Here is a 22,475-nt window from a genome sequence, read left to right as displayed (position 1 = left end):
CTTAGCGGTCCACGTCGGCCATAACGAAATCGATACTACCCAGGTACGCGATCAAGTCCGCGACCATGCTGCCTTTGATCACCGAAGGGATCTGCTGCAGGTGCGGGAAACTTGGGGTACGAATCCGGGTGCGGTAGCTCATGGTGCCGCCATCGCTCGTCAGGTAATAACTGTTGATGCCCTTGGTCGCTTCGATCATCTGGAAGGATTCGTTGGCCGGCATGACCGGGCCCCACGAAACCTGCAGGAAGTGCGTGATCAGGGTTTCGATGTGCTGCAGGGTGCGCTCTTTCGGCGGCGGCGTGGTCAGCGGGTGATCCGCCTTGTACGGGCCTTCCGGCATGTTGCGCAGGCACTGGTCGATGATCCTGATGCTCTGGCGCATCTCCTCGACGCGCACGATGCAGCGGTCGTAGGCATCGCCGTTGGCGGCCAGCGGCACTTCGAATTCGAAGTTCTCGTAGCCCGAGTACGGGCGCGCTTTACGCAGGTCGAAATCGCAACCGGTCGAACGCAGGCCGGCACCGGTGACGCCCCATTCCAGGGCCTCTTTGGTGTTGTAGTCGGCAACGCCGATGGTCCGGCCACGCAGGATGCTGTTGTCCAGGGCGGCTTTCTGGTATTCGTCCAGACGCTTGGGCATCCACTCGACGAAGTCCTTGACCAGCTTTTCCCAGCCGCGCGGCAGGTCGTGGGCGACGCCACCGATGCGGTACCAGGCCGGGTGCAGGCGGAAACCGGTAATGGCTTCGATCACCGTGTACGCGCGCTGGCGGTCGGTGAAGGTGAAGAACACCGGGGTCATGGCGCCGACGTCCTGGATGTAGGTACCCAGGAACAGCAGGTGGCTGGTGATCCGGAAGAACTCGGCCATCATGATGCGGATGACGTCGACCTTCTCGGGCACCTTGATGCCGGCCAGCTTCTCGACCGAGAGCACGTACGGCAGGTTGTTCATCACGCCGCCGAGGTAATCGATACGGTCGGTGTACGGGATGAAGCTGTGCCACGACTGACGCTCGGCCATCTTCTCGGCGCCACGGTGGTGGTAGCCGATGTCCGGTACGCAATCGACGATCTCTTCACCGTCCAGTTGCAGGATGATGCGGAATGCACCGTGCGCCGAAGGGTGGTTCGGGCCGAGGTTGAGGAACATGTAGTCCTCGTTCGGGCCGGAGCGCTTCATGCCCCAGTCTTCCGGCTTGAAGCGCGCGGACTCTTCTTCGAGCTGCTGCTTGGCCAGGTTCAGGGTGAACGGGTCGAACTCGGTGGCGCGCGCCGGGAAGTCCTTGCGCAGCGGGTGACCTTCCCAGGTCGGCGGCATCATGATGCGCGACAGGTGCGGGTGGCCTTTGAAGTCGATGCCGTACATGTCCCAGACTTCACGCTCGTACCAGTTGGCGTTCGGCCAGATGCTGGTGACGGTCGGCAAGCTGAGGTCGCTCTCGGACAAGGCGACCTTGATCATTACGTCACTATTACGTTCGATCGACATCAAGTGGTAGAACACGGAGAAGTCGGCGCCGCTTGGCAGCCCTTGACGCTTGGTGCGCAGACGCTCGTCCACGCCGTGCAGGTCATAGAGCATGACGTACGGCTTGGGCAGGTTACGCAGGAACGTCAGGACTTCGACGAGTCTGGCACGGGCAACCCAAAGCACCGGCATGCCGGTGCGGGTAGGCTGGGCGGTGAACGCCTCCGGGCCAAAACGGTTGTTCAGTTCGACGACCACATCCTGGTCGTCTGCCTTGTAAGGCGGGATGTACAGAGCACTGCCTGTAGTCATGGTTATTTATCGCTTTCGGTCAACGTAAAGAATGAAGCCAGCTTCTCGTTTCTTTGAAACAGCAGATCTGGATCAGACTTCGTCGGGGCTGCGCAGGTTGGTTACCTGAATACGCTGTTCGCGGCGCTTTTCCTTCTCGGAAGGCATCTCGGCGCGATACACGCCTTGATCGCCAACGACCCAGGAAAGTGGGCGACGCTCCTGGCCAATCGACTCCTGCAACAGCATCAGGCCTTGCAGGAAAGCTTCAGGGCGGGGCGGGCAGCCAGGCACGTAGACGTCCACGGGCAGGAACTTGTCCACCCCTTGAACGACGGAGTAGATGTCGTACATGCCACCGGAGTTGGCGCACGAACCCATGGAAATGACCCATTTAGGCTCGAGCATTTGCTCGTAGAGACGCTGAATGATCGGCGCCATCTTGATGAAGCAGGTACCGGCGATAACCATGAAATCCGCCTGGCGCGGCGATGCCCGGATAACCTCGGCGCCAAAGCGCGCGATGTCGTGGGGCGCCGTGAAGGCGGTGGTCATTTCCACGTAGCAGCACGAAAGACCGAAGTTATACGGCCACAGGGAGTTCTTGCGCCCCCAGTTGATCGTGCCGTTGAGCACGTCTTCGAGCTTGCCCATGAAAATGTTTTTGTGGACTTGATCTTCTAACGGATCGGAAACGGTTTCCCGTTGGCCAATCGGATACTGCTCGTTAGGAGCATCGGGGTCGATCCTGGTGAGATTGTATTGCATTGCCAAAGCCTCATTGTTTCAGCTTCGCTTGCCGCTTGCGCCGAGCTTCCGGAGCCCAGTCAAGGGCGCCCACTCGGAATAGGTAGACAAGGCCTGCCAACAGAATTGCTATGAAAACGAGAGCTTCGACGAATCCGGTCCAGCCGCTTTCGCGGACGGACACAGACCATGCAAAGAGAAAGAGGGCTTCGATATCGAAGATCACGAAAAGCATCGCGACCAGATAGAATTTGGCTGAGAGCCGCAAGCGGGCGCCACCTGTAGGTAGCATGCCGGACTCGAACGGTTCGTTTTTGCTGCGGCCCCAGGCTTTTGACCCGAGGAGGCTGGAGACGCCCAGCATGAAGGCGCAGAGGCCGACGACGCCTAGAAGGAAAATGGCAAAGCCCCAGTTGTGGGCCATGAGTCCTGTCGCTTCGGGCATGCTGGTAATCCTTAACAGAGAGCAAAGGTCTCTGAGCTTGAAAAGAAACAAAAGCAGTGACGATATGTCGCAGCAATCAATCCCGCTGATTTTATGGCTAAACACCCGGCAAGTAAAATTCCTATAGCGAAATTATTTATAGGAATAAGGACATAGCGAGCCATAAAGGCCCTGCAGCCCATGCGTTACGGGCATTAGCCGACATTTCGTCAATTATGTTTTGTAGGGAATGTAACGAACATAGTTGCATCTGAATGATAATCAATATTGTTTGGCTTGATTTTTAAACTGCTTGTCCTTCAGGTGTTCGGGAAGTTGTCTTATATGGGCGTTACTGCAAGTAGCGGCGGTGAGCGTTTTAGCGGATTTTTCTGACAGCGATAGCGCTCTGGATCAATGTTTTGCCCGCCTGCCACCGGGCCTTGTAGGAGCTGCCGCAGGCTGCGATCTTTTGATTTTGATTTTTAAAAAACAAGATCAAAAGATCGCAGCCTGCGGCAGCTCCTACAGGGGGGCGCGGAGGTTGTTGAATCGCAGGCAAAAAAACGCCCCGAACCAGTCGGGGCGTCAGATGTGCAGCGCTGCGGTTAGCTTTCTATCCGGTCCGCGGCGGCTGTTTACTCAAGAAGCCGATCAGTGGAACTGTTCTTCTTCAGTCGAACCGGTCAGTGCGGTAACCGAAGACGAGCCGCCCTGGATCACGGTGGTCATGTCGTCGAAGTAGCCGGTGCCCACTTCCTGCTGGTGAGCCACGAAGGTGTAGCCTTTGGCGGCGTCGGCGAACTCCTGCTCTTGCAGCTTCACGTAGGCAGTCATGTCGTTGCGGGCGTAGTCGTGCGCCAGGTTGAACATGCTGTGCCACATGTTGTGAATGCCGGCCAGGGTGATGAACTGGTGCTTGTAGCCCATGGCGGACAGTTCGCGCTGGAACTTGGCGATGGTCGCGTCGTCCAGGTTTTTCTTCCAGTTGAAGGAAGGCGAGCAGTTGTACGACAGCAGTTGGTCCGGGTATTCCTTCTTGATCGCTTCAGCGAAGCGACGAGCCTCGTCCAGGTCCGGCTTGGCGGTTTCGCACCAGATCAGGTCGGCGTACGGAGCGTAGGCCAGGCCGCGAGCGATGGCCTGGTCCAGACCGGCGCGCACTTTGTAGAAGCCTTCCTGGGTACGTTCGCCAGTCACGAATGGCTGGTCGTACGGGTCGCAGTCGGACGTCAGCAGGTCAGCGGCGTTGGCGTCGGTACGGGCCAGGATGATGGTCGGAGTACCGGCGACGTCAGCTGCCAGGCGGGCAGCGGTCAGCTTCTGTACGGCTTCCTGGGTAGGAACCAGTACCTTGCCGCCCATGTGGCCGCATTTCTTCACGGAAGCCAGTTGGTCTTCGAAGTGAACGCCGGCGGCGCCTGCTTCGATCATGCTCTTCATCAGCTCGTAGGCGTTCAGTACGCCGCCGAAACCGGCTTCGGCGTCAGCCACGATCGGTGCGAAGTAGTCGATGTAGCCAGCGTCGCCCGGGTTCTTGCCGGCTTTCCACTGGATCTGGTCGGCACGACGGAACGAGTTGTTGATGCGCTTGACCACGGTTGGAACCGAGTCCACCGGGTACAGCGACTGGTCCGGGTACATCGATTCGGCGGAGTTGTTGTCCGCAGCAACCTGCCAGCCCGACAGGTAGATCGCCTGGATACCGGCTTTGACTTGCTGTACAGCCTGGCCGCCGGTCAGGGCGCCCATGCAGTTGACGAAATCTTTCTCAGGACGGAAGGCTGGCTTGGCACCCTGGGTGACCAGGTTCCACAGCTTCTCGGCGCCCATTTTTGCAAAGGTGTGCTCAGGTTGAACCGAGCCACGCAGGCGGACGACGTCAGCAGCGGAGTAAGTGCGTGTCACGCCTTTCCAGCGCGGGTTTTCAGCCCAGTCTTTTTCGAGGGCTGCAATTTGCTGTTCGCGTGTCAGTGCCATGGGAGATAAACCTCGTCGCGTCTTTATGAAAAGTTGTTCTGCGGTGGAAAATTCCTGCGCTCGCTGACCAGAAGCTTAAGCGGACAAGTCGGATTCGGCGGGGAGGGCGACGGGATGAACGATGGGCTCGAGGGGAAGTGAGCAGGTAAAGGCGAACTGCGGGCGCATTCGGGCGTCGTGGGCCTTGGTACGAACATCAGTGTGGTGCCGGGTTACCTATTACGCTTCCGTCCCTCGGGACAACTTCGTTCCAGTCGACAACCTCGTCAAACACACCTTGTGGGCGGTACAGACACGAAGCGGTTCGCGGGGTAGGTGCGAACATCGCCTCGAAGGCCCTTGCCAGGGCCCCTGATTAGCGGGAGCGAGGCCATCATGCCTTCGCTTTTTTGGCTCGTCAAACGTTTTGTAGTGCTTTTTTTCAAGCACTACATCTTTGGTCTAATACGACTCGTCAGTCAGTTTTTGGTGATTTAGTCCAGGGTGTCGACTTTCACCCGCAAAGTCATGTCGTTGCGGCTCTGGGTTGAGTAGCTGCGGGTCTGGCCCTGTTTGTCGGCCTGGGTCTGGCCATTGACCCCGGCCAGCAGGATCCACTCACCGAGGTGGCCGGTGACGGTTGTGTCGGTGCTTTGCACGTTCACTACATCGGGACGCTCCTGGCTCATGCGGTCACGGTTGGTACTGATCGAGAGGTGAACGATGTCGCCGGTGACGTTTGCGGTGACATAAAAGCCCTGGGTGACGTTGCGGTATTCGGTCTGGCTGCGCAGGTCGCCATAGCCATCGGTCTGCGAACTGGTCAGTGGCACGCTTTGGCCGACCTGGATCAGCGCCGGTGCGCCTTCGCTGGCCTGAACCTGCTGAATGCCGCCGTCGCGGCTGTCGGTGCTGTAGTTGATGATGCGGGTCCTGGCGCCGTTGGCTGAAGAACCCTGGTCATCCTGGAAGTTGTTGTCACTGGTGTCGACGGTGATCAGCAGGCGCTTGGGTGCCGTGTCGAGTTGGGAAAGAAGGGCTTTAAGTTCGTCGATCTTGCGCTGATCAGCGTTGACGATGAGTTGATTGCCGTAGGCGCTGACCTGTCCGTCCTTACCGACGAAATCCTGCGCCACCGGCAGAAGATCGGCACTGGTGTGGTACTTGAGGGGGACGATTTCTGTGGCTGCCATCACCGAAAAAATGCAGCCCAGCAGCAGTGTGGTGAGCAGGGTGCGTAGGGACATATCCGTTATCTCCGCCAAATAAACAAAGCCCGTAGGAGCTGCCGAAGGCTGCGATCTTTTGATCTTACCCTTGGGTTTTTACTGATAGTGCCACTTTGTCGGCCCGGGATGGGGCAAGTTGAATGGTAGACAGCAAAACGCCCCGGTATCGTGTGATGTCGGGGCGTTTTGTGGTGTGCTGCCTATAAAGATCGCAGCCTGCGGCAGCTCCTACAGGAGAAGGCTTAACTGTGCCGAACCATGTCCACATGCGGAATCCCGGCTTCCAGGAACTCCTCACTGACCATGTGAAAGCCCAGGCGCTCATAGAACGCCGTGGCTTGTACCTGGGCGCTGAGCATCTGCTGCTTGAGTCCGCGCTCTTCGGCTTCACCAATGACCGCTTGCATCAGCGCGTCGCCGACTTTCAGCCCGCGCCAGTCCTTGAGTACCGACACCCGGCCGACGTGTCCATCGGGCAGCAGGCGCGCGGTACCAATCGGAAAGTCGCCTTCGTAAGCAAGGAAATGCACGGCATCAATGTCATCGGCGTCCCATTCCAGTTCTGGCGGAACGGATTGCTCGGCGACGAACACCGCTTCACGAATGCGCCGGATCTCGGCGTTGTCCTTTTGCCAGTCTGCGACACGTACGTGAATCTTATTCATCGGCAAACCCCAGGCTTCCTTGCTTGACCAGTTCGCACAGCAGGCCGCGGCCGTCTTCATCGCTCAGCCATTCGCCGAGGTTGTCGGCGTGCAGGGCGTCGGCGGCGCAGATCATCTTCAGCAGTTCGCGCAGTTTGCCCGGCAGGTAACGGCTCTGGCCGCTGGCGAACAGCAGCAGGTCGTCATCGACTTCGGACCATGCCAGGCGCGCGCTCGGGTTGCGAATCAGGATCGCGCCTTGCTCCAGGGCGGACATGAAGTCCTCTTCTTCGACGTCTTCCGGACCCACCACCAGTTCCGGGTAGCGAGGCTCGGTCATGAACTGGCCGAACCAGGTCAGCAGCAGGCGCTCGTCGCTCATGTGCTCAGCCAGCAGGCCTTTGAGGCGGTCGAGTGCATCGCGCTGGATCTGGTGAGGATCGGCAGTCGGCAAGGCGTCGGCGTCGGTGTAGCGTTCTTCGTCCGACAGGAACTGGCTGAGGAAGTCGGTGAAGTGGGTCAGCACTTCAGCGGCGCTCGGCGCGCGGAAGCCCACCGAGTAGGTCATGCAGTCATCCACGGCGACGCCACAGTGCGCCAGGCGCGGCGGCAGGTAGAGCATGTCGCCCGGTTCCAGCACCCATTCATCGGTGGCTTCGAATTCGGAGAGGATGCGCAGGTCGGCGTGGGCCAGCATCGGGCTCTCGGTGTTGCACATCTGGCCGATCTTCCAGTTGCGCTTGCCGTGGCCTTGCAGCAGGAACACGTCGTAGTTGTCGAAGTGCGGACCCACGCTGCCGCCTGGCGCGGCGTAGCTGATCATCACGTCGTCGATGCGCCAGCTCGGCAGGAAGCGGAAGTTTTCCAGCAGTTCGCTGACTTCCGGGACGAACTGATCCACGGCCTGAACCAGCAGGGTCCAGTCACGCTCAGGCAGCTTGCTGAATTCATCTTCGGCGAACGGGCCGCGACGCAGTTCCCATGGACGCTCGCCATTCTCGATGATCAGGCGTGATTCGACTTCTTCTTCCAGCGCCAGGCCGGCCAGTTCGTCGGCGTCGATCGGGCTTTCGAAATCAGGAATCGCCTGGCGGATCAGCAGCGGCTTTTTCTGCCAGTAATCGCGCAGGAATTCCCGTGCCGTGATGCCGCCCAGAAGTTGAAGAGGAATATCAGGATTCATGTGTAACCTATTGAAAAAATGCACTTTTTAGACGGGAATAAAAACGCCCGGCGCGGCCGGGCGTCTTCAAAGGGTCTAGCGATCGATCAGATGCGTTTGGCTTGCTCTACAGCGTTGCCGATGTAGTTCGCCGGGGTGAGCAGTTTCAGCTCGGCCTTGGCGGCGGCTGGCATGTCCAGGCCGTCGATGAAAGTCTGCAGCGCTTCAGGGCTGATGCCCTTGCCGCGGGTCAGTTCTTTCAGTTTTTCGTACGGGTTTTCGATGTTGTAGCGACGCATCACGGTCTGGATCGGCTCGGCCAATACTTCCCAGCAAGCGTCCAGGTCGGCGGCGATCTTCTGCTCGTTGAGCTCAAGCTTGCTGATGCCCTTGAGGCTGGCTTCGTATGCGATCACGCTGTGGGCGAAGCCGACGCCGAGGTTGCGCAGTACGGTGGAGTCGGTCAGGTCGCGCTGCCAGCGGGAGATCGGCAGCTTGCTCGCCAGGTGCTGGAACAGTGCGTTGGCGATGCCCAGGTTGCCTTCGGAGTTTTCGAAGTCGATCGGGTTGACCTTGTGCGGCATGGTCGACGAACCGATTTCGCCAGCGATGGTGCGCTGCTTGAAGTAACCCAGGGAGATGTAGCCCCAGATGTCGCGGTCGAAGTCGATCAGGATGGTGTTGAAGCGAGCGATCGCGTCGAACAGCTCGGCAATGTAGTCGTGCGGTTCGATCTGCGTGGTGTACGGGTTGAAGCCCAGGCCCAGTTCGTCTTCGATGAAGGCGCGGGCATTGGCTTCCCAGTCGATCTCGGGGTAGGCCGACAGGTGGGCGTTGTAGTTGCCGACAGCGCCGTTGATCTTGCCCAGCAGCGGAACGGCAGCGACTTGAGCGATCTGGCGCTCCAGGCGGTAAACCACGTTCGCCAGTTCTTTGCCCAGGGTGGTCGGCGAGGCCGGTTGACCGTGGGTGCGCGACAGCATCGGCACGTCGGCGAAGCGGATGGCCAGTTCGCGGATGGCGTTGGCGGTCTGGCGCATCAGCGGCAGCATCACGTCATCACGGCCTTCGCGCAGCATCAGGGCGTGGGACAGGTTGTTGATGTCCTCGCTGGTGCAGGCAAAGTGGATGAATTCGCTGACCTTGGCCAGTTCCGGCAGCTTGGCCGCTTGCTCTTTGAGCAGGTATTCGATGGCCTTGACGTCGTGGTTGGTGGTGCGCTCGATCTCTTTGACGCGCTCGGCGTGCTCCAGAGAGAAGTTTTCCGCCAGGGTGTTGAGCACAGCGTTGGCTTCGGCGGAGAACGCCGGCACTTCGCTGATGGCAGGGTGAGCGGCCAGGCGCTGGAGCCAGCGCACTTCAACCAGAACGCGGGCACGGATCAGGCCGTACTCGCTGAAAATTGGGCGCAGGGCCTGGGTTTTGCCGGCGTAGCGGCCGTCAACAGGGGAAACCGCAGTGAGCGAAGAGAGCTGCATGGGGTGTTCTCGGACAGTCGGGCAACGAAATGGGGCGCGTATCATACATGAAAAAATCCGCCGGTCCGTCGCCAACTGACCGGCGTATTACGCGTATTGCTAAGTTCTGTTCTGTCGATGCGGGTTATTCGTTACGCATCAAGGGGTAAAGCTCTTTGAGCAATTTGCGACGGCTGATCACCAGCTGCCAGCGATGACCGCCCAATTGCCGCCACAGGCGTGCAGAACGGATGCCGGCCAGCAGCAGGGCACGAATTTTCGAGGCGTTGCTCGGTTGTTGCAGGTTGCGCATGTCGCCATGCACCTGGATGCGTTGGCGCAGGGTGCTCAACGTGTCCTGGTACAGCGCGCCACAGGCGGCGATCACGTTTTCGTGGGCTGGGCCGAAGTGTTCGACCTGGGACTGGATCTGCGGTAAACGCTTGCCGATCACCTCGAGCATGTCGCCACGTTTTGCCAGTTGGCGCTCAAGACCGAGCATCGCCAGGGCATAGCGCAGCGGCTCGCGCTGCAGGGCGCTCGGGTCGCGCTCGAGGGCGCCGACAAGGGCGCGATAGCCTTCACGCAGGTTGATGTCATCGCCGCCATAGACTTCCAGGGTGTCCTTGGGGTCGCGGATCAGCAGGCTGCCGAGCATGCAGCTCAGGCCGGCCTCGTTGGTCTGGCCGCTCTTGGCAATCCTGTCCACCAGCACGGCGGCGAGAAACACACCGCCCAGTGCTGTCAGTTGCTCCTGAATCGGGTTCATAGGGCCTGGCCCTTGCTCGTCCACGGCTCGGCTACTTCAATCACGCCGCCGCCGAGGCAGATCTCACCGTCGTAGAACACCACGGATTGGCCTGGAGTGACCGCGCGTTGCGGATCATCGAAGGTCGCGCGATAACCGGTGGCGGTTTTTTCCAGGGTGCAGGGCTGGTCGCTCTGACGATAACGAACCTTGGCGGTCAGCTTGCGTGGCTGGCTCAGGTCGATCGGGTTGACCCAGTAGATATCGGAAGCGAGCAAGGCGCGGGAGAACAGCCACGGGTGGTCATTGCCCTGGCCAACGATCAGCTCGTTGTGCTCCAGGTCCTTGATCAACACGTACCACGGCTCGTCGCTGGCGTCTTTCAGGCCGCCGATGCCCAGGCCCTGACGCTGGCCGATGGTGTGATACATCAGGCCGTGATGACGGCCGATGATTTCACCTTCGGTGGTCTTGATCTCGCCCGGTTGTGCCGGCAGGTACTGTTTGAGGAAATCGCTGAAACGGCGTTCGCCGATGAAGCAGATCCCGGTGGAGTCCTTCTTCTTCGCGGTCGCCAGCTCGTATTTCTCGGCAATCGCGCGCACTTGCGGTTTTTCCAGTTCGCCGACCGGAAACAGGGTCTTGGCGATCTGTTCGCCGCCGACGGCGTGCAGGAAGTAGCTCTGGTCCTTGTTCGGGTCCAGGCCCTTGAGCAGTTCGGTGCGACCATCGATGTCGCGGCGACGCACGTAGTGGCCGGTGGCGATCAGGTCGGCGCCAAGCACCATGGCGTAGTCGAGGAACGCCTTGAACTTGATTTCGCGGTTGCACAGGATGTCCGGGTTCGGCGTGCGTCCGGCCTTGTACTCGGCCAGGAAGTGCTCGAACACGTTGTCCCAGTACTCGGCGGCGAAGTTGGCGGTGTGCAGCTTGATGCCGATCTTGTCGCACACGGCCTGGGCGTCCGCCAGGTCATCCATGGCGGTGCAGTATTCCGTTCCATCGTCTTCTTCCCAGTTCTTCATGAACAGGCCTTCCACCTCATAACCCTGCTCGATCAGCAGGAGGGCGGAAACGGAAGAGTCCACGCCGCCGGACATGCCGACAATGACGCGCTTCTTTTGTGTGTCAGAAGGGGCTGGATCACGCATAGGGATTCAATGAGTGTCTTGAAAAAGGACGCGATTCTAACAGGCCGGAGCCTGCATGGCTAAAGAGAAGGACGGATCAATTCAAGGCCGAAGTGTTGGCCTGCCAGATAGTCATCGATGCAGCGCATGATCAGCTCGCTGCGCCAGTTGTCGCGCTGCTCGATTAATTCCTCGCGGGTCAACCACTTGGCGCCGACTATGCCGTCGTCCAGTTGATAGTCGGGGTGGTGTTTCAGCGCTTTGGCGATGAAGCACACTCGCTGGTAGGTCACGCCGTTGCTCGGGGCGGTGTAGAGGTAAATGCCCAGTACGCCGGTCGGTTCGACGTCCCAGCCGGTTTCCTCGAGGGTTTCGCGCACGGCGGCTTCGGTCAGGGTTTCGTTAGGGTCCAGATGGCCGGCGGGCTGGTTGAGCACCACGCGACCGTGCTTGAGTTCCTCGACCATCAGGAAGTGGCCGTTGTCTTCGACGATGGTGGCGACGGTGATGTGGGGTTTCCAGTCCATGAAGTGTCCTCGGTTTTGAGCATTGAAACCCGACCCCTGTGGGAGCTGGCTTGCCAGCGATAGCGGTGGGTCAGCCAATATTGCTGTTGAATGGTAAACCGTCATCGCTGGCAAGCCAGCTCCCACAGGGGCGGGTTCCCACAGATAAATTTGGGTGAATCCACAAACACAAACCCCGGCACATGGCCGGGGTTGGTGGTGCTTCCTTACAACCTTAAACCAACGCTGCAACCGCTGCGTTGAAGGTTGCGCTTGGACGCATGGCCTTGCTGATCAGCTCGGCGTCGGCGTGGTAGTAACCGCCAATGTCCACTGGCTTGCCCTGAACGGCGTTGAGTTCGGCAACGATGGTCGCCTCGTTCTCGGTCAGGGTTTTGGCCAGGGTCGCGAACTGCGTTTGCAGTGCAGTGTCTTCGGTCTGGGCGGCCAGGGCTTGAGCCCAGTACAGCGCCAGGTAGAAGTGGCTGCCGCGGTTGTCGATGTTGCCGACTTTGCGCGATGGCGACTTGTTGTTGTCCAGGAACTGGCCGGTGGCCTGGTCCAGGGTCTTGGCCAGTACCAGCGCCTTTGGATTGTTGTAGGTCACGCCCAGGTGTTCCAGGGACGCGGCCAGGGCCAGGAATTCACCCAGCGAATCCCAGCGCAGGAAGTTCTCTTCCAGCAACTGCTGAACGTGCTTCGGCGCCGAACCGCCGGCGCCGGTTTCGAACAGGCCACCGCCGTTCATCAGCGGCACGATCGACAGCATCTTGGCGCTGGTGCCCAGTTCCATGATCGGGAACAGGTCGGTCAGGTAGTCGCGCAGTACGTTGCCGGTCACCGAGATGGTGTCCTTGCCTTCGCGGGTGCGCTGCAGGGTGAACTTCATGGCGTCGACAGGCGACATGATCTGGATGTCCAGGCCGGCGGTGTCGTGATCCTTCAGGTAGGCCTGAACTTTCTCGATCACCACGCCGTCGTGGGCGCGCATTGGGTCCAGCCAGAAAATCGCCGGCGTGCTGCTGGCGCGAGCACGGTTGACCGCCAGTTTGACCCAGTCCTGGATCGGTGCATCTTTGGTCTGGCACATGCGGAAGATGTCGCCGGCTTCGACCGACTGCTCCAGCAGCAGGTTGCCCTTACTGTCGGTGACGCGAACTACGCCGTCAGCCTTGATCTGGAAGGTCTTGTCGTGGGAGCCGTACTCTTCGGCTTTCTTCGCCATCAGGCCAACGTTCGGCACGCTGCCCATGGTGGTCGGGTCGAATGCGCCGTTGGCTTTGCAATCCTCGATCACGGCCTGGTAGATGGTGGCGTAGCAACGATCCGGGATCACGGCCTTGGTGTCGTGCAGCTGGCCGTCGGTGCCCCACATCTTGCCGGAGTCACGGATCATCGCCGGCATCGAGGCGTCGACGATCACGTCGCTCGGTACGTGCAGGTTGGTGATGCCTTTGTCGGAGTTGACCATCGCCAGGGAAGGGCGAGCGGCGTAGACCGCCTGGATGTCCGCTTCGATGGCCGCTTGCTGTTCAGCAGGCAGGGCCTTGATGCGAGCGTACAGGTCGCCGATGCCGTTGTTCAGGTTGAAGCCGATCTGTGCCAGCACGTCAGCGTGCTTGGCCAGTGCGTCTTTATAGAACTCGGCAACGATCTGGCCGAACATGATCGGGTCGGAGACCTTCATCATGGTGGCTTTCAGGTGAACCGACAGCAGCACGCCTTGTGCCTTGGCGTCTTCGATTTCAGCGGCGATGAAGCTGCGCAGGGCGTTTTTGCTCATGACCGCGCAATCGAGGATCTCACCGGCTTGTACGCTGGTCTTTTCTTTCAGGACGGTGGCGCTGCCGTCTTGAGCGATCAGTTCGATTTTCACGGCGTCAGCGGCGTCGATCAGGGCGGCTTTTTCGCTGCCGTAGAAATCGCCGGTGCTCATGTGTGCAACGTGGGACTTGGAGTCCTTGGCCCAAGCGCCCATTTTGTGCGGGTGCTTGCGCGCGTAGTTCTTGACCGAAAGCGGGGCGCGGCGGTCGGAGTTGCCTTCACGCAGAACCGGGTTCACGGCGCTGCCCTTGACCTTGTCGTAGCGCGCCTTGGCTTCTTTGTCGGCGTCGCAGGTCACGGTTTCCGGGTAGTCCGGCAGGTTGTAGCCCTGGGCTTGCAGCTCTTTGATCGCGGCTTGCAGTTGTGGAACCGAAGCACTGATGTTCGGCAGCTTGATGATGTTGGCTTCAGGCGTAACGGCCAGGGCGCCCAGTTCGGCGAGGTGGTCGGCTACGGCTTTGTCACCCAGTTGCTCGGGGAAGCTGGCCAGGATGCGCCCTGCAAGAGAGATATCGCGGGTTTCAACGGCGATATCAGCCGAGGCGGTGAAGGCCTCTACGATAGGCAACAGTGAATAGGTGGCGAGGGCAGGAGCTTCGTCGGTGAAGGTATAGATGATCTTCGAGCGGGTGGGCATATTCGGATTAACTCTCTCTTCTTTGCTAAAGCGTGCGCAGAAACTCGAGGGCGCCGGGTAAGCGCGTTCGTTCAAAGTCATCCATGAGCCGAATATCGAGGTTTCGTTGCTGTGATGTTGGGTGCATCAGTAGGGCGTCATGCAGTCGGGCTGCGGTAACAGACCGGCTAATCGGGCGTAAACACTCATCGTAGAGCTGCTCAGTCCGTCGTGACCCTTTAGTCAGCGGCGGCATTATACATAGGTAGCTGGCAATCTGCCGATGGTTCATACGCAACGAATGTCGTCCATTGGTCTAAAGGTCGCAGGGGCGAGGAGGGCGTAAGGTCATTCGTCGTGCTTGAGTTTGGCGTTTTTCCCTTTGCTTTCAGGCTTGTAAGCCGCTGGTTGTGCGGCTTTGCGGCATATGGATAGAACATAGGGTTTGCGCGCCGATTCAACTGGGTTACGCTCGAACCAAGCCAGATGTTCAATCCAATCAATGGAGTTCAGCATGGGTTACAAGAAGATTCAGGTTCCAGCCGTCGGCGACAAAATCACCGTCAATGCAGACCATTCTCTCAATGTTCCTAATAACCCGATCATCCCCTTCATCGAAGGCGACGGCATTGGTGTCGACATCAGCCCGGTCATGATCAAGGTTGTCGATGCTGCTGTTAAGAAGGCTTACGGTGGCGAGCGCAAGATTTCCTGGATGGAAGTGTACGCCGGGGAAAAAGCGACTCAGGTCTACGATCAGGACACCTGGCTGCCTCAGGAGACCCTGGACGCGGTCAAGGATTACGTGGTTTCCATCAAGGGCCCGCTGACCACCCCGGTCGGTGGCGGCATCCGTTCGCTGAACGTGGCCCTGCGTCAGCAACTCGACCTGTACGTCTGCCTGCGTCCGGTGCGCTGGTTCGAAGGCGTGCCTAGCCCGGTCAAGAAGCCGGGTGACGTCGACATGACCATCTTCCGCGAGAACTCCGAGGACATCTACGCCGGCATCGAGTGGAAGGCCGGTACGCCGGAAGCCACCAAGGTCATCAAGTTCCTCAAGGAAGAAATGGGCGTCACCAAGATCCGTTTCGACGAGAACTGCGGTATCGGTGTCAAGCCGGTTTCGCTGCAAGGCACCAAGCGTCTGGCGCGCAAGGCCCTGCAATATGTGGTCGACAACGATCGCGATTCGCTGACCATCGTGCACAAAGGCAACATCATGAAGTTCACCGAAGGTGCCTTCAAGGAATGGGCCTACGAAGTGGCGGCTGAAGAATTCGGCGCGACCCTGCTCGACGGCGGTCCGTGGATGCAGTTCAAGAACCCGAAAACCGGCAAGAACGTCATCGTCAAGGATGCCATCGCCGACGCCATGCTCCAGCAGATCCTGCTGCGCCCGGCCGAGTACGATGTGATCGCGACCCTGAACCTGAACGGTGACTACCTCTCCGACGCCCTGGCGGCGGAAGTGGGCGGTATCGGTATCGCTCCGGGTGCCAACCTGTCCGACACCGTGGCCATGTTCGAAGCCACCCACGGTACGGCGCCGAAGTACGCCGGCAAGGACCAGGTCAACCCGGGTTCGCTGATCCTCTCCGCTGAAATGATGCTGCGCCACATGGGCTGGACCGAAGCGGCCGACCTGATCATCAAGGGCACCAATGGCGCGATTTCCGCCAAGACCGTGACCTATGATTTCGAGCGTCTGATGGAAGGCGCGAAACTGGTGTCGTCTTCCGGTTTCGGTGATGCGCTGATCTCGCACATGTAAGAAAACGCAGGCACACAAAAACCGCCTGATTCAAGAAGTTGAGTCAGGCGGTTTTTTTATGACTGGATGACGCGGCGATATTAAACCGAAACGGTCTGCTCAGGTGACTGTGTCGCGGCTTTCGAGGCATCTACCGGGTTGCCGATGTTGACCGCGTGAAGACCTTTGGGGCCCTGGATGATGTCGAATACGACAGCTTGCCCGGCTTTCAGGGTTTTATAACCTTCCATTTTAATGGCCGAGTAGTGGGCAAACAGATCTTCTGTCTTGCCTTCCTCGTTGATGAAACCGTAACCCTTGGCGTTGTTGAACCACTTCACCTTGCCGACTGCCATACCCAACTCCCTCTGCAACAGACTCCATCACTGGAGTATCATCCACTACATCCGCAGTCGAACCTGTAAATAAGTTTGACTCCGCGGACCTTTTTTACCCACTGTGGGCTCTATTGGTTGTAACACCCTTTTGCCGATAGTCAAGCTGACCGGCAGTCGGAGTTGAAATCGCTGATAGCCGCCCCCACCACTGTATTTGAACAACTGACGAACCTTTCTTTCCATGCATGCAATCAGCCAGATTCGACTAACATTCAATCAGGATCGCCCTGATTTACACGACGACGATTCCGCAGGCATTGCTGTTCAGGAGGCAAAGCCTGCTCTACAGGCGCCGCCGATGTACAAGGTGGTTTTGTTCAATGATGACTACACACCGATGGATTTCGTCGTCGAAGTGCTCGAGGTGTTTTTTAACCTGAATCGCGAGCTGGCGACCAAGGTCATGCTGGCCGTCCATACAGAAGGGCGGGCAGTATGTGGAGTGTTTACCCGCGACATCGCGGAGACCAAGGCCATGCAGGTCAACCAGTACGCCAGGGAAAGCCAGCATCCGCTACTCTGTGAAATCGAGAAGGACGGTTAATCGCCGACCACTTGGGTATGAGGTGAAGCTATGTTAAACCGCGAGCTCGAAGTCACCCTCAATCTTGCCTTCAAGGAAGCCCGTTCGAAGCGTCATGAGTTCATGACCGTCGAACACCTCCTGCTGGCCCTATTGGACAATGAGGCTGCCGCCACCGTTTTGCGTGCGTGCGGCGCAAACCTCGACAAACTCAAGCATGACCTGCAGGAGTTCATCGACTCCACCACGCCATTGATCCCCGTGCATGACGAGGATCGCGAAACCCAGCCAACCCTGGGCTTCCAGCGTGTCCTGCAACGTGCTGTGTTTCACGTACAGAGCTCGGGCAAACGCGAAGTGACTGGTGCCAACGTGCTGGTCGCGATCTTCAGTGAGCAAGAGAGTCAGGCAGTGTTCCTGCTGAAACAGCAGAGCGTTGCCCGCATAGATGTCGTCAACTACATCGCCCATGGCATTTCCAAGGTGCCGGGGCATGGCGATCACTCTGAAGGTGAGCAAGATATGCAGGACGACGAGGGCGGTGAGTCTTCTTCCTCGGGCAATCCCCTGGATGCTTATGCCAGCAACCTCAACGAACTCGCGCGCCAGGGTCGTATCGATCCGTTGGTGGGGCGTGAGCTGGAAGTCGAGCGTGTCGCACAGATCCTGGCACGTCGGCGCAAGAACAACCCGCTGTTGGTGGGCGAGGCGGGCGTGGGTAAAACCGCGATTGCCGAAGGCCTGGCCAAGCGCATTGTCGACAACCAGGTGCCGGACCTGCTGGCCAACAGCGTGGTTTACTCCCTCGACCTGGGTGCCTTGCTAGCCGGTACCAAGTATCGTGGCGATTTCGAGAAGCGCTTCAAGGCGTTGCTCAATGAACTGAAGAAACGGCCGCAGGCGATCCTGTTCATTGACGAGATCCACACCATCATTGGTGCGGGTGCTGCGTCCGGTGGTGTCATGGATGCCTCGAACCTGCTCAAGCCGCTGCTGTCCTCGGGTGATATCCGTTGCATCGGATCGACCACCTTCCAGGAATTCCGCGGCATCTTCGAGAAGGACCGTGCCTTGGCCCGGCGTTTCCAGAAGGTCGATGTGTCGGAGCCTTCGGTGGAAGACACCATTGGCATTCTGCGCGGCCTGAAGGGGCGTTTCGAAAGCCATCACAATATCGAATACAGCGATGAAGCCCTGCGCGCGGCTGCCGAACTGGCTTCGCGTTACATCAACGATCGTCACATGCCGGACAAGGCGATCGACGTCATCGACGAAGCGGGTGCCTACCAGCGCCTGCAACCGGTCGAGATGCGCGTTAAACGCATCGAAGTGCCTCAGGTCGAAGACATCGTCGCGAAAATCGCGCGGATTCCACCAAAACACGTCACCAGCTCCGACAAGGAACTGCTGCGTAACCTCGAGCGTGACCTGAAATTGACCGTATTTGGTCAGGATGCCGCGATCGACTCGCTGGCAACCGCGATCAAGTTGTCCCGTGCCGGCCTCAAGTCCCCTGACAAGCCTGTCGGTTCGTTCCTGTTCGCAGGGCCTACCGGTGTCGGTAAAACCGAAGCGGCGCGTCAGTTGGCCAAGGCGCTGGGTGTCGAGCTGATTCGCTTCGACATGTCCGAGTACATGGAGCGCCACACCGTATCGCGTCTGATCGGTGCGCCTCCGGGCTATGTCGGGTTCGACCAGGGCGGTCTGCTGACCGAAGCCATCACCAAGCAGCCACACTGCGTGCTGTTGCTCGATGAGATCGAGAAAGCGCATCCGGAAGTCTTCAACCTGCTGCTGCAGGTCATGGACCACGGTACCTTGACCGATAACAACGGGCGCAAGGCGGATTTCCGTAACGTGATCGTCATCATGACGACCAACGCCGGTGCCGAGACAGCGGCTCGTGCTTCGATCGGTTTCACCTTCCAGGACCACTCGTCCGATGCGATGGAAGTGATCAAGAAGAGCTTCACGCCGGAATTCCGCAACCGTCTGGACACCATCATCCAGTTTGGTCGCCTCAGCCATGAGGTCATCAAGAGCGTGGTGGACAAGTTCCTTACCGAGCTTCAGGCGCAGCTGGAAGACAAGCGAGTGTTGCTGGAAGTCACCGATGCGGCCCGCAGCTGGCTGGCCGAGGGTGGCTACGATGCAGCGATGGGTGCTCGCCCAATGGCTCGCCTGATCCAGGACAAGATCAAGCGTCCACTGGCGGAGGAGATTCTCTTTGGCGAACTGGCCGAGCATGGCGGTGTGGTGCACATCGACATCAAGGATGGCGAGCTGACCTTCGAGTTCGAGACCACGGCCGAGATGGCCTGACGTTTGGAAGCAATGCAAAAAGGCGCCGAAAGGCGCCTTTTTGTTATCTGAACACGAATCCCCCTTGTAGGAGCTGCCGCAGGCTGCGATCTTTTGATCTTGTTTTTAAAAAAATCAAAGTCAAAAGATCGCAGCCTGCGGCAGCTCCTACAGGGGATCAGTGTCAGGAATTCGAGAGTGGGTCAAATCCCGCACAAACAAAAACGCCCGGCATATGCCGGGCGTCTTGTATTGACCAGATTAGCGGGCGCGGTAAGTGATGCGCCCTTTGCTCAAGTCATAGGGAGTCAGCTCTACGCGCACTTTGTCGCCGGTAAGAATACGGATGTAGTTCTTGCGCATCTTGCCGGAGATGTGCGCGGTTACGACGTGCCCATTTTCCAACTCCACACGAAACATGGTGTTGGGCAGGGTGTCGACGACAGTGCCTTCCATTTCGAAGCTGTCTTCTTTCGACATGCAGTAAAGCCCTCGGTGTCCAATGAATGGCCCGGTGCAACTGCGCCAGGCAAAAGCGGCGTGCATTGTGCCCGAAAAGTGGGGTTTAAGCCAAGGGGTTTAGGGCCGGCTCTAGTTTAGAACCACCCAGCGCTGATTAATCAGCAACTCAATGGGGCGATATTGAGTCTTGTAATTCATTTTTTTGCAGTTTTTGATCCAGTAGCCGAGGTAGACCGCCTCTAGTCCCAGTCGCCGGGCCTCGGCGATTTGCCACAGGATTGCATAGCGCCCAAGGCTGCGGCGCTCTTCGGATGGTTCGTAGAAGGTGTAGACCGCCGAAATACCGTTCGGCAGCAAATCGGTGACGGCAACGGCCAGCAGTTGACCGTTCAGGCGGAATTCATAAAACCGTGAAAACGGCAGGTCCCGCACCAGGAAGGTCGAAAACTGGTCGCGACTGGGCGGGTACATGTCGCCATCGGCGTGACGCTGTTCGATGTAGCGCTGGTAAAGCTCGAAGTACTCTTCGTTGAAGCAGGGCTTGGCCGGACGCACCTGCAAGTCCGTGTTGCGCTTGAAGATGCGTTTCTGTTGCCGGTTGGGCGTGAACGGCCCCACGGGAATGCGCGCCGGAACGCAGGCATTGCAATTCTGGCAATGCGGCCGGTAGAGATGATCGCCACTGCGACGAAACCCCATCTCCGACAGGTCTGCATAGACATGCACATCCATGGGCTGGCTAGGGTCGAGGAACAGGGTTGTGGCCTGCTCATCGGGCAGATAACTGCAAGAGTGCGGCTGAGTGGCATAGAACTTCAAACGCGCCAACTCGGTCATGATCAACCCTCGGGATAATGCTTTTGAATAAGTGTAAGCCACGCGGGAGAAAGTCGCTCAGCAAACCCAGGTGGCGGTGTTGGGTTGGTCAAGGTGTCTGACCAGATAGCTCGCAAATTCGCGGCGGGGTATCGCTCGGGCGCCCAGGCTGTGCAGGTGATCGGTGGGCATCTGGCAATCGATCAGTACAAAACCCGAGTCTTTCAGATGCCGGACCAGGGTGGCAAAGCCGAATTTAGAGGCGTTGTCAGCGCGGCTGAACATCGACTCGCCAAAAAATAACTGCCCCATCGCCAGGCCATACAGGCCGCCGACCAGTTCGTCCCCGTCCCACACTTCCACCGAGTGCGCGTGACCACGCCTGTGCAGTTCGATGTAGGCCTCTTGCATCGCTTCGGTGATCCAGGTGCCGTCGGCGTAATCCCGGGGCGCCGCACAGGCGCGAATGACGGCGGCGAAGTCCTGGTCGAAGGTCACTTGATAGCGTTGCTGGCGCAGCAGTTTGTTCAGGCTGCGCGAGACGTGCAATTCGTCGGGAAACAGAACCGTGCGCGGGTCCGGCGACCACCAGAGAATCGGCTGGCCTTCGGAAAACCATGGGAAGCAGCCATGGCGATAAGCCGAGATCAGCCGATCGGCGGACAGGTCGCCACCGGCAGCCAGCAGCCCGTTGGGGTCGCGCATGGCCTTTTCCAGCGGTGGGAAATGCAAGGTGTTGCGTTGTAACCAAGTCAGCATGGCATCCGGGCTTGCAGAAGGGGAGGGCAGTGGCGGGCATTGGCCCGCCATAAAGTTTGCCTTCAAACGGCAGGAATGTCGTCGAGGTATTTTTCGGCGTCCAGCGCCGCCATGCAACCGGCCCCGGCAGACGTAACGGCCTGGCGATAAACATGATCGGCCACGTCGCCGGCGGCAAACACACCTGCAATCGCCGTGGCGGTAGCATCGCCTTCGCTGCCGCCCTTGACCAGCAGATAGCCGTCGCGCATTTCCAGTTGCCCGATGAACAGGTCGGTGTTGGGTTTGTGGCCGATGGCGATAAACACCCCGGCCAGCGGCAGCTCTTTGGTTTCACCCGTTTGGCTGTCCCGCAGGCGGGCACCGGTCACGCCACTGGCATCGCCGAGCACTTCGTCCAGATTCTGGTTCCAATGCAGCCGGATATTGCCGTTGGCGGCTTTTTCGAAGAGTTTGTCCTGGAGGATTTTCTCCGAGCGCAGTTTGTCGCGTCGATGGATCAGGTGCACTTCCCTGGCGATGTTCGACAGGTATAACGCTTCTTCGACCGCCGTATTGCCACCGCCGACCACCGCGACCACCTGGTTGCGATAGAAGAACCCGTCACAGGTCGCGCACGCCGACACCCCTTTGCCGGCAAAGGCTTCCTCCGACGGCAGGCCCAGGTATTGCGCGGAGGCGCCGGTGGCAATGATCAGGGCGTCGCAGGTGTAGGTGCCGCCATCGCCGATCAGTTCGAACGGCCGTTGTTGCAACTTGGCGGTATGGATGTGGTCGTAAACGATCTCGGTGGCAAAGCGCTCGGCGTGTTTTTGCATGCGCTCCATCAGCACGGGGCCGGTCAGGCCTTCGACGTCGCCTGGCCAGTTATCGACTTCGACGGTGGTGGTGAGCTGGCCACCTGCCTGTATGCCGGTAATGACAACGGGCTTGAGGTTGGCGCGGGCGGCATAAACGGCTGCGCTGTAACCGGCAGGGCCGGAGCCCAGGATGATCAGGCGGGAATGCTTCGCTTCGCTCATAAAAACACCTCATAAGCCTTTGTCACAAAAGACAATGCATGCTCAAATTGAATAGCATGTCATGTGCTGTTGACTATGCTACACCCAAGGGTCTCAAGCATGGCGTCGTGCGTACAAACCCGTACAATGCCCTGCGTGTTACATATATTCAGTGCGCACCGTGTTTATAAAAACCGGGGCGCAGTGTTAAAAGTAGTCCCGGTTACGTGTGTTAACTTTTTTACCTGCCTGGA

General features: G+C 58.9%; 20 protein-coding genes. 3 read left to right on the top strand and 17 right to left on the bottom strand.

What is annotated here, in order from left to right; all coding sequences use genetic code 11:
• Position 1 precedes the first annotated feature (1 nt).
• The 12 genes from nuoC to ACEN83_RS20195 form a co-directional block, all read right to left on the bottom strand.
• Entirely contained in the window at positions 2-1,786 is a 1,785-nt protein-coding gene (gene nuoC / locus ACEN83_RS20250) for an NADH-quinone oxidoreductase subunit C/D (protein WP_495578223.1), read from the bottom strand.
• A gap of 72 nt (positions 1,787-1,858) precedes the next feature.
• The gene (locus ACEN83_RS20245) at positions 1,859-2,533 is read right to left on the bottom strand and encodes a NuoB/complex I 20 kDa subunit family protein (protein ID WP_007970441.1); all 675 of its coding nucleotides are present in this window, start codon (positions 2,531-2,533) and stop codon (positions 1,859-1,861) included.
• Positions 2,534-2,543: 10 nt separating this feature from the next.
• Positions 2,544-2,957 (bottom strand): NADH-quinone oxidoreductase subunit A, encoded by a 414-nt coding sequence (locus ACEN83_RS20240; RefSeq protein WP_003223812.1) that lies wholly within the window; start codon positions 2,955-2,957, stop codon positions 2,544-2,546.
• 633 nt (positions 2,958-3,590) lie between these two features.
• On the bottom strand, positions 3,591-4,916 hold the full coding sequence (gene aceA / locus ACEN83_RS20235) for an isocitrate lyase (RefSeq protein ID WP_007970439.1): 1,326 nt from the start codon (positions 4,914-4,916) through the stop codon (positions 3,591-3,593).
• A 473-nt stretch (positions 4,917-5,389) separates the two neighbouring features.
• Positions 5,390-6,142, bottom strand: a complete 753-nt coding sequence (locus tag ACEN83_RS20230) for a secretin N-terminal domain-containing protein (protein ID WP_495578222.1) — start codon at positions 6,140-6,142, stop codon at positions 5,390-5,392.
• Positions 6,143-6,366: 224 nt separating this feature from the next.
• Complete coding sequence (locus ACEN83_RS20225) at positions 6,367-6,789, bottom strand: GNAT family N-acetyltransferase (protein ID WP_033047574.1); 423 nt, start codon at positions 6,787-6,789, stop codon at positions 6,367-6,369.
• Positions 6,782-7,951, bottom strand: coding sequence for a ribosomal protein uL16 3-hydroxylase (locus ACEN83_RS20220; RefSeq protein ID WP_007972092.1), 1,170 nt, complete (start codon positions 7,949-7,951; stop codon positions 6,782-6,784). Before ACEN83_RS20220 ends, ACEN83_RS20225 begins: the two co-directional genes overlap by 8 nt.
• Before the next feature lie 86 nt (positions 7,952-8,037).
• A complete protein-coding gene (purB, locus tag ACEN83_RS20215) occupies positions 8,038-9,408 on the bottom strand; it encodes an adenylosuccinate lyase (protein ID WP_007972090.1) in 1,371 nt (456 codons plus the stop codon).
• A 124-nt stretch (positions 9,409-9,532) separates the two neighbouring features.
• Positions 9,533-10,156 carry a high frequency lysogenization protein HflD gene (gene hflD / locus ACEN83_RS20210; RefSeq protein WP_495578221.1) on the bottom strand — a complete coding sequence of 208 codons (624 nt, stop codon included), beginning with the start codon at positions 10,154-10,156 and terminating at the stop codon, positions 9,533-9,535.
• Positions 10,153-11,286, bottom strand: a complete 1,134-nt coding sequence (gene mnmA, locus ACEN83_RS20205; RefSeq protein ID WP_116581356.1) for a tRNA 2-thiouridine(34) synthase MnmA — start codon at positions 11,284-11,286, stop codon at positions 10,153-10,155. The genes hflD and mnmA overlap by 4 nt, the downstream gene beginning before the upstream one ends.
• Before the next feature lie 59 nt (positions 11,287-11,345).
• Complete coding sequence (locus tag ACEN83_RS20200; RefSeq protein WP_495578220.1) at positions 11,346-11,792, bottom strand: NUDIX hydrolase; 447 nt, start codon at positions 11,790-11,792, stop codon at positions 11,346-11,348.
• 214 nt (positions 11,793-12,006) lie between these two features.
• Complete coding sequence (locus tag ACEN83_RS20195) at positions 12,007-14,232, bottom strand: NADP-dependent isocitrate dehydrogenase (RefSeq protein WP_495578219.1); 2,226 nt, start codon at positions 14,230-14,232, stop codon at positions 12,007-12,009.
• A gap of 493 nt (positions 14,233-14,725) precedes the next feature.
• On the opposite strand from ACEN83_RS20195, the gene icd reads away from it, so the two are divergent.
• Positions 14,726-15,982, top strand: a complete 1,257-nt coding sequence (icd, locus tag ACEN83_RS20190) for an NADP-dependent isocitrate dehydrogenase (RefSeq protein ID WP_007972065.1) — start codon at positions 14,726-14,728, stop codon at positions 15,980-15,982.
• An 80-nt stretch (positions 15,983-16,062) separates the two neighbouring features.
• On the opposite strand, the gene cspD is transcribed toward icd, so the two are convergent.
• Positions 16,063-16,317 (bottom strand): cold shock domain-containing protein CspD, encoded by a 255-nt coding sequence (gene cspD, locus ACEN83_RS20185; protein ID WP_007972067.1) that lies wholly within the window; start codon positions 16,315-16,317, stop codon positions 16,063-16,065.
• 223 nt (positions 16,318-16,540) lie between these two features.
• Between cspD and clpS the strand changes: the two genes are divergently transcribed.
• On the top strand, positions 16,541-16,903 hold the full coding sequence (gene clpS / locus ACEN83_RS20180) for an ATP-dependent Clp protease adapter ClpS (RefSeq protein ID WP_015094394.1): 363 nt from the start codon (positions 16,541-16,543) through the stop codon (positions 16,901-16,903).
• Between the two features lie 30 nt (positions 16,904-16,933).
• The gene (gene clpA / locus ACEN83_RS20175) at positions 16,934-19,204 is read left to right on the top strand and encodes an ATP-dependent Clp protease ATP-binding subunit ClpA (protein WP_007972069.1); all 2,271 of its coding nucleotides are present in this window, start codon (positions 16,934-16,936) and stop codon (positions 19,202-19,204) included.
• A 240-nt stretch (positions 19,205-19,444) separates the two neighbouring features.
• Here clpA and infA read toward each other — a convergent pair whose 3' ends face one another.
• From infA to trxB, 4 genes are all read right to left on the bottom strand, one after another.
• Entirely contained in the window at positions 19,445-19,663 is a 219-nt protein-coding gene (gene infA / locus ACEN83_RS20170) for a translation initiation factor IF-1 (protein WP_002553999.1), read from the bottom strand.
• A 111-nt stretch (positions 19,664-19,774) separates the two neighbouring features.
• Positions 19,775-20,482, bottom strand: a complete 708-nt coding sequence (locus tag ACEN83_RS20165; protein WP_495578218.1) for an arginyltransferase — start codon at positions 20,480-20,482, stop codon at positions 19,775-19,777.
• Positions 20,483-20,539: 57 nt separating this feature from the next.
• On the bottom strand, positions 20,540-21,220 hold the full coding sequence (aat, locus tag ACEN83_RS20160) for a leucyl/phenylalanyl-tRNA--protein transferase (protein ID WP_116581439.1): 681 nt from the start codon (positions 21,218-21,220) through the stop codon (positions 20,540-20,542).
• A 62-nt stretch (positions 21,221-21,282) separates the two neighbouring features.
• Positions 21,283-22,242, bottom strand: coding sequence for a thioredoxin-disulfide reductase (trxB, locus tag ACEN83_RS20155; protein WP_495578217.1), 960 nt, complete (start codon positions 22,240-22,242; stop codon positions 21,283-21,285).
• Between the last annotated feature and the right edge of the window lie 233 nt (positions 22,243-22,475).

The sequence above is a fragment of the Pseudomonas sp. Pseusp49 genome (assembly GCF_059491875.1).
Note: the sequence above shows the minus strand (reverse complement) of the source record. Positions and strands in the feature narration are given on the sequence as shown.

Bases quoted from the DNA above. Each gene is read 5' to 3' on its own strand.
- aceA (WP_007970439.1), bottom strand. From the start codon at position 4,916: ATGGCACTGACACGCGAACAGCAAATTGCAGCCCTCGAAAAAGACTGG.
- aat (WP_116581439.1), bottom strand. From the start codon at position 21,220: ATGCTGACTTGGTTACAACGCAACACCTTGCATTTCCCACCGCTGGAA.
- mnmA (WP_116581356.1), bottom strand. From the start codon at position 11,286: ATGCGTGATCCAGCCCCTTCTGACACACAAAAGAAGCGCGTCATTGTC.
- ACEN83_RS20195 (WP_495578219.1), bottom strand. From the start codon at position 14,232: ATGCCCACCCGCTCGAAGATCATCTATACCTTCACCGACGAAGCTCCT.
- ACEN83_RS20245 (WP_007970441.1), bottom strand. From the start codon at position 2,533: ATGCAATACAATCTCACCAGGATCGACCCCGATGCTCCTAACGAGCAG.
- ACEN83_RS20230 (WP_495578222.1), bottom strand. From the start codon at position 6,142: ATGTCCCTACGCACCCTGCTCACCACACTGCTGCTGGGCTGCATTTTT.
- clpA (WP_007972069.1), top strand. From the start codon at position 16,934: ATGTTAAACCGCGAGCTCGAAGTCACCCTCAATCTTGCCTTCAAGGAA.
- trxB (WP_495578217.1), bottom strand. From the start codon at position 22,242: ATGAGCGAAGCGAAGCATTCCCGCCTGATCATCCTGGGCTCCGGCCCT.
- clpS (WP_015094394.1), top strand. From the start codon at position 16,541: ATGCATGCAATCAGCCAGATTCGACTAACATTCAATCAGGATCGCCCT.
- ACEN83_RS20165 (WP_495578218.1), bottom strand. From the start codon at position 20,482: ATGACCGAGTTGGCGCGTTTGAAGTTCTATGCCACTCAGCCGCACTCT.
- nuoC (WP_495578223.1), bottom strand. From the start codon at position 1,786: ATGACTACAGGCAGTGCTCTGTACATCCCGCCTTACAAGGCAGACGAC.
- infA (WP_002553999.1), bottom strand. From the start codon at position 19,663: ATGTCGAAAGAAGACAGCTTCGAAATGGAAGGCACTGTCGTCGACACC.
- icd (WP_007972065.1), top strand. From the start codon at position 14,726: ATGGGTTACAAGAAGATTCAGGTTCCAGCCGTCGGCGACAAAATCACC.
- hflD (WP_495578221.1), bottom strand. From the start codon at position 10,156: ATGAACCCGATTCAGGAGCAACTGACAGCACTGGGCGGTGTGTTTCTC.
- cspD (WP_007972067.1), bottom strand. From the start codon at position 16,317: ATGGCAGTCGGCAAGGTGAAGTGGTTCAACAACGCCAAGGGTTACGGT.
- ACEN83_RS20220 (WP_007972092.1), bottom strand. From the start codon at position 7,951: ATGAATCCTGATATTCCTCTTCAACTTCTGGGCGGCATCACGGCACGG.
- ACEN83_RS20240 (WP_003223812.1), bottom strand. From the start codon at position 2,957: ATGCCCGAAGCGACAGGACTCATGGCCCACAACTGGGGCTTTGCCATT.
- ACEN83_RS20200 (WP_495578220.1), bottom strand. From the start codon at position 11,792: ATGGACTGGAAACCCCACATCACCGTCGCCACCATCGTCGAAGACAAC.
- purB (WP_007972090.1), bottom strand. From the start codon at position 9,408: ATGCAGCTCTCTTCGCTCACTGCGGTTTCCCCTGTTGACGGCCGCTAC.
- ACEN83_RS20225 (WP_033047574.1), bottom strand. From the start codon at position 6,789: ATGAATAAGATTCACGTACGTGTCGCAGACTGGCAAAAGGACAACGCC.